28 protein-coding genes are annotated in these 14,281 nt (G+C 45.2%); all 28 read left to right on the forward strand.

Features of this window, described 5'->3' with window-relative positions:
* Positions 1-473 precede the first annotated feature (473 nt).
* The 28 genes from rpsJ (at position 474) to rplQ (ending at position 14,124) form a co-directional block, all read left to right on the forward strand.
* Positions 474-785, forward strand: a complete 312-nt coding sequence (gene rpsJ, locus AB4384_RS05360) for a 30S ribosomal protein S10 (protein ID WP_004736761.1) — start codon at positions 474-476, stop codon at positions 783-785.
* 14 nt (positions 786-799) lie between these two features.
* On the forward strand, positions 800-1,429 hold the full coding sequence (gene rplC / locus AB4384_RS05365) for a 50S ribosomal protein L3 (RefSeq protein WP_004736763.1): 630 nt from the start codon (positions 800-802) through the stop codon (positions 1,427-1,429).
* A 16-nt stretch (positions 1,430-1,445) separates the two neighbouring features.
* On the forward strand, positions 1,446-2,048 hold the full coding sequence (gene rplD / locus AB4384_RS05370; RefSeq protein WP_004738803.1) for a 50S ribosomal protein L4: 603 nt from the start codon (positions 1,446-1,448) through the stop codon (positions 2,046-2,048).
* Positions 2,045-2,347, forward strand: coding sequence for a 50S ribosomal protein L23 (gene rplW / locus AB4384_RS05375; protein WP_004736765.1), 303 nt, complete (start codon positions 2,045-2,047; stop codon positions 2,345-2,347). The genes rplD and rplW overlap by 4 nt, the downstream gene beginning before the upstream one ends.
* Before the next feature lie 14 nt (positions 2,348-2,361).
* Positions 2,362-3,186 carry a 50S ribosomal protein L2 gene (gene rplB / locus AB4384_RS05380; RefSeq protein ID WP_010435149.1) on the forward strand — a complete coding sequence of 275 codons (825 nt, stop codon included), beginning with the start codon at positions 2,362-2,364 and terminating at the stop codon, positions 3,184-3,186.
* Positions 3,187-3,205: 19 nt separating this feature from the next.
* Positions 3,206-3,484 (forward strand): 30S ribosomal protein S19, encoded by a 279-nt coding sequence (rpsS, locus tag AB4384_RS05385; RefSeq protein WP_004736729.1) that lies wholly within the window; start codon positions 3,206-3,208, stop codon positions 3,482-3,484.
* A 10-nt stretch (positions 3,485-3,494) separates the two neighbouring features.
* The gene (rplV, locus tag AB4384_RS05390) at positions 3,495-3,827 is read left to right on the forward strand and encodes a 50S ribosomal protein L22 (RefSeq protein WP_004736732.1); all 333 of its coding nucleotides are present in this window, start codon (positions 3,495-3,497) and stop codon (positions 3,825-3,827) included.
* 18 nt (positions 3,828-3,845) lie between these two features.
* Positions 3,846-4,544, forward strand: a complete 699-nt coding sequence (gene rpsC / locus AB4384_RS05395; RefSeq protein WP_004736734.1) for a 30S ribosomal protein S3 — start codon at positions 3,846-3,848, stop codon at positions 4,542-4,544.
* An 11-nt stretch (positions 4,545-4,555) separates the two neighbouring features.
* Positions 4,556-4,966 (forward strand): 50S ribosomal protein L16, encoded by a 411-nt coding sequence (rplP, locus tag AB4384_RS05400; RefSeq protein ID WP_004736736.1) that lies wholly within the window; start codon positions 4,556-4,558, stop codon positions 4,964-4,966.
* A complete protein-coding gene (gene rpmC, locus AB4384_RS05405; RefSeq protein ID WP_004736737.1) occupies positions 4,966-5,157 on the forward strand; it encodes a 50S ribosomal protein L29 in 192 nt (63 codons plus the stop codon). Before rplP ends, rpmC begins: the two co-directional genes overlap by 1 nt.
* The gene (rpsQ, locus tag AB4384_RS05410; protein WP_004736739.1) at positions 5,157-5,411 is read left to right on the forward strand and encodes a 30S ribosomal protein S17; all 255 of its coding nucleotides are present in this window, start codon (positions 5,157-5,159) and stop codon (positions 5,409-5,411) included. The genes rpmC and rpsQ overlap by 1 nt, the downstream gene beginning before the upstream one ends.
* A 162-nt stretch (positions 5,412-5,573) precedes the next feature.
* Complete coding sequence (gene rplN / locus AB4384_RS05415) at positions 5,574-5,945, forward strand: 50S ribosomal protein L14 (protein WP_004736740.1); 372 nt, start codon at positions 5,574-5,576, stop codon at positions 5,943-5,945.
* Between the two features lie 11 nt (positions 5,946-5,956).
* A complete protein-coding gene (gene rplX / locus AB4384_RS05420; RefSeq protein ID WP_004738792.1) occupies positions 5,957-6,274 on the forward strand; it encodes a 50S ribosomal protein L24 in 318 nt (105 codons plus the stop codon).
* 24 nt (positions 6,275-6,298) lie between these two features.
* Positions 6,299-6,838 carry a 50S ribosomal protein L5 gene (gene rplE, locus AB4384_RS05425; protein ID WP_004738790.1) on the forward strand — a complete coding sequence of 180 codons (540 nt, stop codon included), beginning with the start codon at positions 6,299-6,301 and terminating at the stop codon, positions 6,836-6,838.
* A 16-nt stretch (positions 6,839-6,854) separates the two neighbouring features.
* Positions 6,855-7,160: a 30S ribosomal protein S14 gene (gene rpsN / locus AB4384_RS05430; RefSeq protein ID WP_004738789.1), complete on the forward strand. Its 306-nt coding sequence runs from the start codon at positions 6,855-6,857 to the stop codon at positions 7,158-7,160.
* A 29-nt stretch (positions 7,161-7,189) separates the two neighbouring features.
* On the forward strand, positions 7,190-7,582 hold the full coding sequence (rpsH, locus tag AB4384_RS05435) for a 30S ribosomal protein S8 (protein ID WP_017061309.1): 393 nt from the start codon (positions 7,190-7,192) through the stop codon (positions 7,580-7,582).
* 10 nt (positions 7,583-7,592) lie between these two features.
* On the forward strand, positions 7,593-8,126 hold the full coding sequence (gene rplF / locus AB4384_RS05440) for a 50S ribosomal protein L6 (protein WP_017063712.1): 534 nt from the start codon (positions 7,593-7,595) through the stop codon (positions 8,124-8,126).
* Positions 8,127-8,135: 9 nt separating this feature from the next.
* The gene (rplR, locus tag AB4384_RS05445) at positions 8,136-8,489 is read left to right on the forward strand and encodes a 50S ribosomal protein L18 (RefSeq protein ID WP_004738784.1); all 354 of its coding nucleotides are present in this window, start codon (positions 8,136-8,138) and stop codon (positions 8,487-8,489) included.
* A gap of 14 nt (positions 8,490-8,503) precedes the next feature.
* Entirely contained in the window at positions 8,504-9,004 is a 501-nt protein-coding gene (rpsE, locus tag AB4384_RS05450; protein ID WP_017061307.1) for a 30S ribosomal protein S5, read from the forward strand.
* A 7-nt stretch (positions 9,005-9,011) separates the two neighbouring features.
* A complete protein-coding gene (rpmD, locus tag AB4384_RS05455) occupies positions 9,012-9,188 on the forward strand; it encodes a 50S ribosomal protein L30 (RefSeq protein ID WP_004736756.1) in 177 nt (58 codons plus the stop codon).
* A gap of 5 nt (positions 9,189-9,193) precedes the next feature.
* The gene (gene rplO / locus AB4384_RS05460; RefSeq protein ID WP_004736758.1) at positions 9,194-9,628 is read left to right on the forward strand and encodes a 50S ribosomal protein L15; all 435 of its coding nucleotides are present in this window, start codon (positions 9,194-9,196) and stop codon (positions 9,626-9,628) included.
* 20 nt (positions 9,629-9,648) lie between these two features.
* Positions 9,649-10,983 carry a preprotein translocase subunit SecY gene (gene secY, locus AB4384_RS05465; protein WP_004738781.1) on the forward strand — a complete coding sequence of 445 codons (1,335 nt, stop codon included), beginning with the start codon at positions 9,649-9,651 and terminating at the stop codon, positions 10,981-10,983.
* A gap of 41 nt (positions 10,984-11,024) precedes the next feature.
* The gene (gene rpmJ / locus AB4384_RS05470; protein ID WP_000868186.1) at positions 11,025-11,138 is read left to right on the forward strand and encodes a 50S ribosomal protein L36; all 114 of its coding nucleotides are present in this window, start codon (positions 11,025-11,027) and stop codon (positions 11,136-11,138) included.
* A 148-nt stretch (positions 11,139-11,286) separates the two neighbouring features.
* Positions 11,287-11,643, forward strand: a complete 357-nt coding sequence (rpsM, locus tag AB4384_RS05475) for a 30S ribosomal protein S13 (RefSeq protein ID WP_004738779.1) — start codon at positions 11,287-11,289, stop codon at positions 11,641-11,643.
* Between the two features lie 19 nt (positions 11,644-11,662).
* Complete coding sequence (rpsK, locus tag AB4384_RS05480) at positions 11,663-12,052, forward strand: 30S ribosomal protein S11 (protein ID WP_004738778.1); 390 nt, start codon at positions 11,663-11,665, stop codon at positions 12,050-12,052.
* A 31-nt stretch (positions 12,053-12,083) separates the two neighbouring features.
* On the forward strand, positions 12,084-12,704 hold the full coding sequence (gene rpsD, locus AB4384_RS05485; RefSeq protein ID WP_004738777.1) for a 30S ribosomal protein S4: 621 nt from the start codon (positions 12,084-12,086) through the stop codon (positions 12,702-12,704).
* Positions 12,705-12,726: 22 nt separating this feature from the next.
* A complete protein-coding gene (locus AB4384_RS05490; RefSeq protein ID WP_004729813.1) occupies positions 12,727-13,719 on the forward strand; it encodes a DNA-directed RNA polymerase subunit alpha in 993 nt (330 codons plus the stop codon).
* A gap of 24 nt (positions 13,720-13,743) precedes the next feature.
* Positions 13,744-14,124, forward strand: a complete 381-nt coding sequence (gene rplQ, locus AB4384_RS05495) for a 50S ribosomal protein L17 (protein WP_004729812.1) — start codon at positions 13,744-13,746, stop codon at positions 14,122-14,124.
* The last annotated feature ends 157 nt before the right edge of the window (positions 14,125-14,281 follow it).

A 14,281-nucleotide genomic window follows, 5' to 3' on the forward strand; every position in this document is an offset into this window, starting at 1 on the left:
GGTGTTGTAGCTAAAATCTTCGCTTAATAGCATTTAGATTTTTGCACTCTCTTCATTAGAAGAGCACGCATCTGAAAAGGGGAGCTTCGGCTTCCCTTTTGTTTTCTCAAAAGAAATATTACCTTCCATCTGTCTTCTTCCCTCTCGATACAAAACCAACTTCCAATAAATTGCGATTATTTTTCCAACACTACTTGCATACTAAAGTGTGATCTGTATAATGCATCGCACTGGCTAACGCTGGTTGTGAACCAATGAGCACTGAGGAGTAGGTCTTACCTAGTAATGTATACTCAGCTTATGTTCGCGGTTAATAAAAATAGTAAACTTCTTGTTTACTTCAAAAGTTAACTGACAATGCGTCCTAATTTTGGGTGCTACGGTTTCACATAAATCAATCGGCATTCTCTCGTTTTATCGGGTTTGAGTGGCGATATTGTTTGTGTAATTTTTAATAATTGGAGCTCTGTCTCATGCAGAACCAACGTATTCGTATCCGCCTTAAAGCGTTTGATTACAAGCTAATCGATGCTTCAACTGCGGAAATCGTTGAAACAGCAAAACGTACTGGCGCACAGGTTCGTGGTCCTATTCCACTTCCTACTCGTAAAGAGCGTTTCACTGTTCTTACCTCTCCACACGTCAACAAAGATGCACGTGATCAGTACGAAATCCGTACTCACAAGCGTTTGATCGACATCGTTGAGCCAACAGATAAAACTGTTGATGCTCTAATGCGTCTTGATCTTGCAGCTGGCGTTGATGTTCAAATCAGCCTAGGTTAAGGGAGATAAGAATAATGATTGGTCTAGTCGGACGTAAAGTGGGTATGACCCGCGTATTTACTGAAGAAGGCGTTTCTATCCCAGTAACTGTTGTTGAGGTTGAAGCGAACCGTATTTCTCAAGTTAAAACTCTTGAGACAGACGGCTACGCAGCAATCCAAGTAACTACTGGTGCTAAGAAAGCTAACCGTGTAACTAAACCTGAAGCTGGTCACTTCGCGAAAGCGGGTGTAGAAGCAGGTCGCGGTCTTTGGGAATTCCGTTTAGAAAACGGCGAAGAGTTTGAAGTTGGCGCTGAGCTAAACGTAGAACTTTTCAACGAAATTAAAAAAGTAGACGTTACTGGTACATCTAAAGGTAAAGGCTTCCAAGGCGCTATCAAGCGTTGGAACTTCTCTACTCAAGATATGACTCACGGTAACTCTTTGTCTCACCGCGCACCGGGTTCAATTGGCCAATGTCAAACTCCAGGCCGCGTGTTTAAAGGCAAGAAAATGGCAGGTCACATGGGTGCTGAGCGTGTAACGACTCAAAACCTAGAGATCGTACGTGTTGACGCTGAGCGCAATCTACTCCTTATTAAAGGTGCAGTACCGGGCTCAACAGGCGGAAACGTGATCGTAAAACCTGCTGTTAAAGCATAACGTCTAGGAGTAAGTAATGGAATTGATGGTTAAAGGTGCTGATGCACTAACTGTTTCCGAGACTACTTTCGGACGTGACTTCAACGAAGCTCTTGTACACCAAGTAGTTGTTGCATATGCAGCAGGTGCTCGTCAAGGTACTCGTGCTCAAAAGACTCGTTCTGAAGTATCTGGCGGTGGCGCTAAGCCATGGCGTCAAAAAGGTACTGGCCGCGCACGTGCTGGTACAATTCGTAGCCCAATCTGGCGTACAGGTGGTGTTACTTTTGCTGCGAAACCACAAGATCACAGCCAAAAAGTAAACAAAAAAATGTACCGCGGTGCTATGAAGAGCATTCTTTCTGAGCTAGTTCGTCAAGAGCGTTTAATCGTTGTTGATAACTTCTCTGTAGAAGCACCAAAAACAAAAGAACTTGTAGCTAAGCTTAAAGAGCTTGAGCTAAGCGACGTTCTGATTGTGACTGGCGAAGTAGATGAAAATCTATTCTTAGCTGCTCGTAACCTATACAAAGTAGATGCACGTGATGTTGCTGGTGTTGATCCAGTATCACTAATCGCTTTCGACAAGGTTCTAATGACTGCTGACGCAGTTAAGCAAGTTGAGGAGATGCTAGCATGATCACTGAAGAGCGTATCTTAAAAGTTCTACGTGCTCCGCACATCTCTGAAAAAGCAACTATGGCAGCTGAGAAAGCGAACACTATCGTTTTCAAAGTAGCTAAAGATGCAACTAAGAAAGAGATCAAAGCAGCTGTAGAAAAGCTATTTGAAGTTGAAGTTAAGTCTGTAAATACTCTTGTATTAAAGGGTAAGACCAAACGTCAAGGTATGCGTGAAGGCCGTCGTTCAGACGTTAAGAAAGCCTACGTTACTTTGAAAGAAGGTCAAGATCTTGACTTCGTTGGCGGCGCGGAATAACAGGAGTAGTAAAAATGGCTATTGTTAAATGTAAGCCGACTTCCCCTGGTCGTCGTCACGTCGTTAAAGTTGTTAACGCTGACCTACACAAGGGTAAGCCATACGCACCACTTCTAGAGAAAAACTCTAAGAACGGTGGTCGTAACAACAACGGTCGTATTACAGTACGTCACATCGGTGGTGGTCATAAGCACCATTACCGTGTAATTGACTTCAAACGTACTAAAGATGGCATCCCAGCGAAAGTTGAGCGTCTAGAATACGATCCAAACCGTAGTGCTAACATCGCTCTAGTTCTGTACGCAGACGGTGAGCGTCGTTACATCATTGCACCTAAAGGTGTTAACGCAGGCGACCAGATTCAATCTGGCGTAGATGCTGCAATCAAAGCAGGTAACACTCTGCCGATGCGCAACATCCCAGTAGGTTCTACTGTACACTGTGTTGAACTTAAGCCTGGTAAAGGTGCTCAACTAGCTCGTTCGGCTGGTGCTTATGCTCAAATCATCGCTCGCGATGGTGCATACGTAACTATCCGTCTACGTTCTGGTGAGATGCGCAAAGTTCTTTCTGAAGGTCGTGCAACGATCGGTGAAGTTGGTAACTCTGAGCATATGCTACGTGAACTTGGTAAAGCTGGTGCTTCACGCTGGCGCGGCGTACGTCCAACCGTACGTGGTGTAGTAATGAACCCGGTGGATCACCCACATGGTGGTGGTGAAGGCCGCACATCTGGTGGTCGTCACCCAGTTTCTCCTTGGGGCGTTCCTACTAAGGGCTTCAAGACTCGTAAGAACAAGCGCACTGACAAGTACATCGTACGTCGTCGCACTAAATAATTTATAAAGAGGAATCGCCATGCCACGTTCTCTCAAGAAAGGTCCTTTTATTGACCTACACTTGCTGAAGAAGGTAGAGAAAGCGGTGGAAAGCGGAGACAAAAAGCCTATTAAGACTTGGTCCCGTCGCTCAATGATCATCCCAACAATGATTGGTTTGACCATCGCTGTCCATAATGGTCGTCAGCACGTTCCAGTTTTCGTTACCGAAGAAATGATCGGTCACAAACTGGGCGAATTTGCACCAACTCGTACTTATCGCGGTCATGCTGCAGATAAGAAAGCTAAGAAGAAATAAGGAGTAGATGATGGAAGCTTTAGCTAAACATAACTTTGCTCGTATTTCTCCACAGAAAGCTCGCTTAGTTGCAGACCAAATTCGCGGTAAGTCGGTAGACCAAGCTCTAGAAATTCTAACTTTCAGCAACAAAAAAGCTGCTGTATTAGTTAAGAAGGTTCTTGAGTCAGCTATCGCTAACGCGGAACATAACGAAGGTGCAGATATCGACGATCTAAATGTCGCTAAAATCTTCGTAGATGAGGGCCCTATCATGAAGCGTATTATGCCTCGTGCTAAAGGTCGTGCGGATCGTATCTTGAAGCGTTCAAGCCACATCACTATTGTTGTAGCAGATCGCTAAAGACTAGGAGAGTAAGCAATGGGTCAGAAAGTACATCCTAATGGTATTCGTCTTGGCATCGTTAAGCCTTGGAATGCTACATGGTTTGCTAATACCAACGAATTCGCTGACAACCTAGACGGCGACTTCAAGGTACGTCAGTTCCTTACAAAGGAACTACAAAAAGCATCATTATCTCGTATCGTTATCGAGCGTCCAGCTAAGAGCATCCGTGTGACTATTCACACTGCTCGCCCTGGCGTTGTTATCGGTAAGAAAGGTGAAGACGTAGAGAAGCTACGCGCAGCTGTAGCTAAAATCGCAGGTGTACCAGCGCAAATTAACATCGCTGAAGTACGTAAGCCTGAGCTAGATGGTCAGCTTGTAGCTGATAGCATCGCGTCTCAACTAGAGCGTCGTGTTATGTTCCGTCGTGCAATGAAGCGTGCGGTACAAAATGCTATGCGTCTAGGCGCTAAAGGCATCAAAGTACAAGTAGGCGGCCGTCTTGGCGGTGCTGAAATCGCACGTTCAGAGTGGTACCGTGAAGGCCGTGTGCCTCTACACACTCTACGTGCAGACATTGATTACGCAACTTCTTCGGCTCACACTCAATACGGTGTGATCGGCATTAAAGTTTGGATCTTCAAAGGTGAGATTCTAGGCGGTATGCCAGCTGCTAACGCAGTAGAGCCAAAAGGCGATAAGCCTAAGAAGCAGCGTAAAGGCCGTAAGTAAGGAGTCGAACGATGCTACAACCAAAACGTACTAAGTTCCGCAAGGTTATGACTGGTCGTAACCGTGGTCTAGCTAAAGGTACTGAAGTAAGCTTCGGCGAATTCGGTCTTAAAGCTGTTGGCCGTGGTCGTCTGACTGCACGTCAAATCGAAGCGGCACGTCGTGCTATGACACGTCACATTAAGCGTCAAGGTCAAATCTGGATCCGTGTATTCCCAGACAAGCCGATTACTGAAAAGCCTCTTGAAGTTCGTCAAGGTAAAGGTAAAGGTTCAGTTGCGTACTGGGTTGCTCAAATCCAACCAGGCAAAGTTATGTACGAGATGAATGGCGTACCTGAAGAGTTGGCACGTGAAGCGTTCCGCCTAGCGGCACGTAAACTGCCTGTTAAAACTACTTTTGTAACTAAGCAGGTGATGTGATGAAAGCACAAGATCTACGCGAAAAGAACGTTGAAGAGCTTAACGCTGAGCTATTGAATTTGCTACGTGAACAGTTCAACTTGCGCATGCAAGCTGCAACTGGTCAACTTCAGCAAACTCATACTCTAAAAGCTGTACGCCGTGACATCGCACGTGTGAAAACTGTTTTGACTGAAAAGGCAGGCGCATAATGAGCGAAACTAACCGCATCCAGCAAGGCCGTGTAGTAAGTGACAAGATGGACAAGTCTATCGTTGTTGCTATTGAACGTACTGTAAAACACCCGATTTACGGCAAGTTCATCAAACGCACGACTAAAGTACACGCACACGACGAAGACAACACTTGTGGCCTAGGCGACAAAGTTGAAATCGCTGAGTGTCGTCCTCTGTCTAAGACTAAGTCTTGGACATTGGTTAAAGTTCTAGAAAAAGCGAAGATTTAATCTTTGTAATTCTATAACTTATAAGCGGCTCCAAATTATTTTTTGGAGCCGCTTGTTTTTTGTCTACCCAATTTAAAAAAAGGGTGGTACAATTCGCGTCCCTTTTAAAGAGGCAGCCCGACCCGAGAGGGTCTAGTTTTAATATTTAGCGGAGCACTAACAATGATCCAGATGCAAAGTACACTTGACGCAGCAGATAACTCTGGCGCGCGCAAGGTAATGTGTATTAAGGTTCTGGGTGGCTCTCACCGCCGTTATGCACATATCGGTGACGTCATCAAGGTTACAGTGAAGGAAGCGATTCCTCGCGGTAAAGTAAAGAAAGGTGATGTTCTGAAGGCGGTAGTAGTGCGCACCCGTAAAGGCGTTCGTCGCCCAGACGGTTCTGTCATTCGCTTCGACAGTAATGCTTGTGTATTGTTAAATGACACTACTGAGCAACCAGTCGGCACACGTATCTTTGGTCCTGTGACTCGTGAACTTCGTAACGCGAAATTCATGAAGATTGTATCACTAGCACCTGAAGTTCTGTAAGGAGCGGCAATATGGCAGCTAAAATCCGTCGTAATGACGAAGTAATCATTCTTGCTGGTAAAGATAAAGGCAAGAAAGGTAAAGTAACTAAGGTTCTGACAACTGGTAAAGTTATCGTTGAAGGCATCAACCTTGTTAAGAAACACCAAAAGCCGGTTCCGGCTCTAGGTCAACAAGGTGGCATCGTTGAACAAGAAGCAGCTATTGATGCTTCTAACGTTGCTGTTTTTAACGCGGCTACTGGTAAAGCAGACCGTATCGGTTTCCGTATCGAAGATGGCAAGAAAGTTCGTTTCTTCAAATCTAACGGCGAAACTGTTTCTAACTAATTAGAAGTAATTTGGAGTTCTACTATGGCGAAACTGCATGATTACTACAAGTCGTCTGTAGTCGCTGAGCTTACCAAAGAGTTCAGCTACACAAGCGTCATGCAAGTCCCTAGGATTGAGAAAATCACCCTAAATATGGGCGTTGGTGAAGCAATCAACGATAAGAAACTGCTAGAAAACGCAGCAGCTGATATGGCAACGATCTCTGGTCAAAAGCCACTTATCACTAAAGCGCGTAAATCTGTAGCTGGTTTCAAAATTCGTGAAGGCTACCCAATTGGTTGTAAAGTAACCTTGCGTGGTGAGCGCATGTGGGAATTTTTAGAGCGTTTAATCTCTATCGCACTTCCACGTGTACGTGATTTCCGTGGTGTTAGCGCTAAGTCTTTTGACGGTCGCGGTAACTACAGCATGGGCGTTCGCGAGCAAATCATCTTTCCGGAAATCGACTACGATAAAGTCGATCGTGTCCGCGGTCTTGATATCACTATCACGACTTCTGCGGGTTCCGATGAGGAAGGCCGAGCTCTGCTGGCTGCCTTTAACTTCCCATTCCGTAAGTAAGGGTAGGGTTACTGTTATGGCTAAACAATCAATGAAAGCACGTGAAGCTAAACGTGCAAAACTAGTAGCTAAGTTCGCTGAAAAGCGTTCTGCGCTAAAAGTTATCATTAGCGATGTAAACGCATCTGAAGAAGATCGTTGGAATGCGGTTCTTAAACTGCAATCTCTTCCACGTGATTCAAGTGCATCACGTCAGCGCAACCGTTGCAACCAAACTGGTCGTCCACACGGTTACCTACGTAAATTCGGTCTAAGCCGCATTAAGGTTCGTGAAGCTTGCATGAAAGGCGAGATTCCGGGTCTTCGTAAGGCTAGCTGGTAATTGCCACTTAATCATTTGGAGTAAATCTTATGAGCATGCAAGATCCGATTTCGGATATGCTGACCCGAGTTCGTAACGGTCAGGCAGCAAACAAAGTTGCTGTAAAAATGCCTTCTTCAAAGCTTAAAGTTGCAATTGCTGCATTACTTAAAGCTGAAGGTTACATCGTAGACTTCGCTGTTAACAGCGAAGCAAAACCTGAGCTAGAAGTTACTCTTAAGTACTTCCAAGCTAAACCTGTAATCGAGCAAATCAAGCGTGTATCACGTCCTGGTCTAAGAGTTTATAAAAATAAAGACTCTTTACCTACAGTGATGGGTGGTCTTGGTATTGCAGTTGTTTCTACTTCCAAGGGTCTGATGTCTGACCGTGCTGCTCGTAAAGCAGGTCTTGGCGGTGAAATCATCTGTTACGTAGCTTAAGGAGTAGATTATGTCTCGTGTTGCTAAAGCACCTGTCGCTATTCCAGCTGGCGTAGAGGTGAAACTAAACGGCCAAGAAGTTACTGTAAAAGGTAGCAAAGGTGAGCTTACTCGCGTTCTTAACAGCGCCGTAGTTATTGCACAGGAAGAAACCAACCTAACTTTCGGTCCGAAAGAAGGTGTTACTAACGCATGGGCACAAGCTGGTACAGCTCGCGCTCTAGTTAATAATATGGTTGTGGGTGTTACTGAGGGCTTCACTAAGAAGCTAACTCTTAAGGGTGTTGGTTACCGTGCTGCTATGAAAGGCAACTCTGTAGCTCTAACTCTTGGTTTTTCTCACCCAGTAGAGCACGCTCTACCTGAAGGTATTAAAGCTGAGTGCCCTAGCCAAACTGAGATCATCATTACTGGTTGCGATAAGCAAGTAGTAGGTCAAGTTGCGGCTGACATTCGTTCTTACCGTGCTCCTGAGCCTTACAAAGGCAAAGGTGTTCGTTACGCAGATGAAAATGTGCGTACTAAAGAAGCTAAGAAGAAGTAAGGTATCACTATGGATAAGAAAGCATCTCGCATCCGTCGTGCTACACGTGCACGTCGTAAGATTGCAGAACTTGGTGCAACTCGCCTGGTAGTACACCGTACTCCTCGCCATGTTTACGCACAAGTTATCGCGGCAAACGGCTCTGAGGTTATCGCAGCTGCTTCTACTGTAGAAAAAGCGATCCGTGAGCAAGTTAAGAACACTGGTAACGTTGATGCAGCTAAAGCAGTTGGTAAAGCTGTTGCTGAGCGCGCTCTTGAAAAAGGCGTAGCTTCAGTTGCATTTGATCGTTCTGGTTTCCAATACCACGGTCGAGTAGCGGCGCTAGCAGAATCTGCTCGCGAAGCTGGTCTGAAATTCTAAGGTAGGGTTGGAAGATGGCTAAAGAACAACAACAAGCTAATGATTTGCAAGAAAAGCTGATCGCAGTTAACCGTGTATCTAAGACGGTTAAAGGTGGTCGAATCATGAGCTTTACTGCACTAACAGTAGTTGGTGACGGTAACGGTCGCGTAGGTTTCGGTTACGGCAAAGCTCGTGAAGTACCTGCTGCGATTCAAAAAGCAATGGAAAAAGCGCGCCGTAACATGGTTACAGTATCGCTTAACGAAGGCACTCTTCACCACCCGGTGAAAGGTCGTCATTCGGGCTCTAAAGTTTACATGCAGCCAGCTGCAGAAGGTACAGGTGTTATTGCCGGCGGTGCAATGCGTGCTGTACTTGAAGTTGCGGGCGTACATAACGTACTTTCTAAAGCATACGGTTCAACGAACCCGATCAACATCGTTCGTGCAACGATTGGTGCTCTAGTAGACGTTAAGTCACCAGAAATGGTTGCTGCTAAACGTGGTCTAACTGTTGAATCTATTTCGGAGTAAGCACACGATGGCAACTATTAAAGTAACTCAAACTAAAAGCTCAATTGGTCGCCTACCTAAGCACAAAGCGTGTCTTAAAGGTCTAGGTCTTCGTCGCATCAACCATACAGTAGAACTTGAAGATACACCGTGCGTACGCGGTATGATCAACAAGGTTTACTACATGGTTAAGATTGAGGAGTAATCAGAATGCGTTTGAATACTCTATCACCGGCTGCTGGCTCTAAACCTTCTAAGAAGCGTGTAGGTCGTGGTATCGGTTCTGGCCTTGGTAAAACAGGTGGCCGCGGTCACAAAGGTCAAAAGTCACGTTCTGGCGGCTCTGTTCGTCCAGGTTTTGAAGGCGGTCAAATGCCTCTAAAACAACGTCTACCTAAATTCGGTTTCACTTCTCGTAAGAGCCTAGTGTCCGCTGAAGTTCGTCTAGCTGAGCTAGCGAAAGTAACAGGTGACGTAGTTGATCTTAACAGCCTTAAAGCTGCTAACGTTATCACTAAGAACATCGAGTTTGTTAAGATCGTTCTTTCTGGTGACCTAAGCAAAGCTGTGACTGTTAAAGGTCTACGCGTGACTAAAGGCGCTAAAGCTGCAATCGAAGCTGCAGGCGGTAAAATCGAGGAATAATCTCGAGGAACGAGGTACAGATGGCTAAGAAACCAGGACAAGATTTTCGTAGTGCTCAGAGCGGCTTAAGTGAACTAAAGTCGCGCTTATTATTCGTAATTGGTGCACTTTTAGTATTCCGAGCCGGCTCTTTTGTGCCGATCCCTGGTATTGACGCAGCTGTACTTGCCGATTTGTTCGATCAGCAAAAAGGTACCATCGTAGAAATGTTTAACATGTTCTCCGGTGGTGCTCTTGAGCGTGCATCTATATTAGCATTGGGTATCATGCCGTACATTTCGGCATCGATCGTAGTCCAATTGCTAACTGTAGTTCATCCAGCGTTAGCGGAACTCAAGAAAGAGGGTGAAGCAGGCCGTCGTAAGATAAGCCAATATACACGCTACGGCACGCTTGTACTTGCAACATTCCAAGCTATTGGTATCGCAACAGGCTTACCAAACATGGTCGACAATCTGGTTGTTATCAACCAAACCATGTTTACGCTTATTGCTACCGTGAGTTTAGTAACTGGTACCATGTTCTTAATGTGGTTAGGTGAACAAATCACTGAGCGAGGAATCGGTAATGGTATTTCCATTCTGATTTTTGCAGGTATTGTTGCTGGATTGCCTTCTGCAATCGGTCAAACAATCGAGCAAGCGCGTCAAGGTGAATTGCATGTGCTTCTTCTGCTGTTGATTGCTGTATTGTCTTTTGCTGTTATTTACTTCGTAGTTTTCATGGAACGTGGTCAACGTCGTATCGTCGTTAACTATGCGAAACGTCAACAAGGTCGTAAAGTTTTTGCAGCACAAAGCTCTCACTTGCCTCTTAAGATTAATATGGCAGGTGTTATTCCAGCGATTTTCGCATCAAGTATTATTTTGTTCCCAGGAACATTAGCGCAGTGGTTTGGTCAAAATGGTGAAAGCAGCGCGTTCGGTTGGTTAACTGACGTGTCATTAGCTCTTAGCCCAGGTCAACCTTTGTATGTAATGCTTTATGCAGCAGCTATAATCTTCTTCTGTTTCTTCTATACAGCGTTGGTGTTTAACCCACGTGAAACAGCTGATAACTTGAAGAAGTCTGGTGCATTCGTACCCGGTATCCGCCCAGGTGAGCAGACAGCGAAATATATCGATAAAGTGATGACTAGACTAACCCTTGCGGGCGCTCTATACATTACTTTTATATGTCTGATTCCTGAGTTCATGATGGTCGCGTGGAACGTTCGTTTCTACTTTGGCGGCACATCACTACTAATCGTAGTGGTAGTTATCATGGATTTCATGGCACAGGTACAGACTCATCTGATGTCACAACAGTATGATTCTGTGTTAAAGAAAGCGAATCTGAAGGGTTACGGCCGTTAATTCGGTGGTAACAATTTCGATTCCATTTACGGAGTTTAGCAATGAAAGTTCGTGCTTCCGTTAAAAAAATCTGCCGTAACTGTAAAGTTATCAAGCGTAACGGTGTCGTTCGCGTGATTTGCAGTGAGCCAAAGCATAAGCAACGCCAAGGCTAATTAGCAGAAATTTTTACTTGAAATACAAGGTAGAGTCGAGTATATTCCTCGGCCTACCTTTTGCGTGCAAAAGAAGTAGTATGCCGCAGCGTATCCATAACGGGCTTTGCTGCGGATAATTCTTTTATGAACCCCTTAGGAGTGAATAATGGCCCGTATAGCCGGCATTAACATTCCTGATCATAAGCATTCTGTAATTGCACTTACTGCAATCTACGGTATCGGTAAAACTCGCTCTCAAGCTATTCTAGCTGAAGTGGGTATTGCTGAAGATGCTAAGATCAGTGAACTAACTGAAGAGCAGATCGATCAACTGCGTGATGGTGTAGCTAAGTACACTGTAGAAGGTGATCTACGTCGTGAAGTATCGATGAACATCAAGCGTCTTATGGACCTTGGCTGTTACCGCGGTCTTCGTCATCGTCGCAGTCTACCACTACGTGGACAGCGTACTAAAACCAACGCTCGCACCCGTAAGGGTCCGCGCAAGCCGATCAAGAAATAGTCGGATAAGGTAGAGTACAATGGCAAAACAACCAACTCGCGCGCGTAAGCGCGTACGCAAGCAAGTAGCTGATGGCGTAGCGCACATTCATGCTTCTTTCAACAACACAATCGTAACTATCACTGACCGTCAAGGCAACGCTCTTGCATGGGCTACAGCAGGTGGTTCAGGTTTCCGTGGTTCTCGTAAATCTACTCCGTTCGCAGCACAAGTTGCAGCTGAGCGTTGTGGTGAAATGGCTAAAGAATATGGCCTAAAGAACTTGGAAGTTATGGTTAAGGGTCCAGGTCCAGGTCGCGAATCTACTGTTCGTGCACTGAACGCTGCTGGTTTCCGTATCACTAACATTGTTGATGCGACACCAATCCCTCATAACGGTTGTCGTCCACCTAAGAAACGTCGCGTTTAAGTTTCGTTTCTAGGAATATTGGAGAAAGATCATGGCAAGATATTTGGGTCCTAAGCTTAAGCTTAGCCGTCGCGAAGGTACTGACTTATTCCTTAAGTCTGGTGTCCGTGCGATCGATACCAAGTGTAAAATTGATAACGCACCAGGTGTACACGGCGCTCGTCGCGGTCGTCTATCTGAGTATGGCGTTCAGCTTCGTGAGAAGCAAAAAGTTCGTCGTATCTACGGCGTTCTAGAAAAACAATTCCGCAACTACTACAAAGAAGCTGCACGTCTTAAAGGCAACACAGGTGCAAACCTGCTTCAGCTTCTTGAAGGTCGTCTTGATAACGTAGTTTACCGTATGGGCTTTGGCGCTACTCGTGCTGAATCTCGTCAACTAGTTAGCCACAAGTCTATTCTAGTTAACGGTAAAGTTGTAAACGTTCCTTCTTTCAAAGTAGCGGCAAACGACGTTGTTTCTATCCGCGAGAAAGCTAAACAGCAATCTCGTATTAAAGCGGCTCTAGAAGTTGCTGAACAACGTGAAAAGCCAACTTGGATTGAAGTAGATGCTGGCAAAATGGAAGGTACATTCAAGCGTATGCCTGAGCGTTCTGACCTATCAGCTGACATCAATGAACACTTGATCGTCGAACTTTACTCTAAGTAAGGTTAAAAAAAGAGAGGACACAATGCAGGGTTCTGTAACAGAATTTCTTAAGCCGCGTCTTGTTGACATTGAACAGATCAATACGACACACGCGAAAGTAACTCTTGAGCCATTAGAGCGCGGTTTCGGCCACACTCTAGGTAATGCTCTTCGCCGCATTCTTCTATCTTCTATGCCGGGTTGTGCCGTAACAGAAGTTGAAATTGAAGGTGTGCTACACGAATACAGCACTAAAGAAGGCGTTCAGGAAGATATCCTGGAAATCCTTCTAAACCTTAAAGGTTTGGCTGTACGCGTTGCTGAAGGCAAAGATGAAGTGTTTATTACACTGAACAAATCAGGCTCAGGCCCTGTTGTTGCAGGTGACATCACCCACGATGGTGATGTAGAGATCGCTAACCCTGAGCACGTAATTTGTCACCTAACGGATGACAACGCTGAGATCGCTATGCGTATCAAAGTAGAACGTGGTCGTGGTTACGTTCCAGCTTCAGCTCGTATCCATACTGAAGAAGATGAGCGTCCTATCGGTCGTCTACTAGTTGACGCTACTTACAGCCCGGTTGATAAAATCGCTTACGCTGTAGAAGCGGCACGTGTAGAACAACGTACTGATTTAGACAAGCTTGTTATCGATATGGAAACGAACGGTACTCTAGAACCTGAGGAAGCAATCCGTCGTGCAGCTACTATTTTAGCTGAACAACTGGATGCGTTCGTAGATCTTCGTGATGTACGTGTACCTGAGGAGAAGGAAGAGAAGCCAGAATTCGATCCTATCCTACTACGTCCTGTAGACGATCTTGAACTAACAGTTCGCTCTGCTAACTGTTTGAAAGCAGAAGCGATTCACTACATCGGTGATCTTGTACAGCGCACTGAGGTTGAGCTACTTAAAACGCCAAACCTTGGTAAGAAATCTCTTACAGAGATTAAAGATGTGCTTGCTTCACGTGGTCTTTCTCTAGGCATGCGTCTAGAAAACTGGCCACCAGCGTCAATCGCTGAAGATTAATCGAAAAGTTAGAAGGATTAGGTCATGCGCCATCGTAAAAGTGGTCGTCAACTCAACCGCAACAGCAGTCATCGCAAAGCGATGTTCAGCAACATGGCTAGCTCTCTTGTTCGTCACGAAGTTATTAAAACTACCGTGCCTAAAGCAAAAGAACTACGTCGCGTAATTGAGCCATTGATTACCCTAGCTAAGACAGACAGTGTTGCTAACCGTCGTCTTGCATTTGCTCGCACTCGTGATAACGAAGTTGTGGCAAAACTATTTAATGAACTAGGCCCGCGTTTCGCGGCTCGCCAAGGTGGTTACACTCGCATTCTTAAATGTGGTTTCCGTACTGGTGATAAAGCTCCAATGGCTTACATTGAGCTTGTAGACCGCCCAGCTGCTGAAGAAGCTGCTGAGTAATCTATACTAGATTCTTAATACAAAAGCCGAGCATTAGCTCGGCTTTTTTGTGTCTGTAGAACAAGGAATAGACAATAGAAATTGCACCATGATGTTTGGCATTTTTTGCTTGTCTTGTCTGCGCCATTTTTCAAAAATATCTTGTATCTTGTATCTT

The sequence above is a fragment of the Vibrio sp. 10N.261.51.A4 genome, from assembly GCF_041471945.1.
Classification (GTDB): Bacteria; Pseudomonadota; Gammaproteobacteria; order Enterobacterales; family Vibrionaceae; genus Vibrio; species Vibrio crassostreae_C.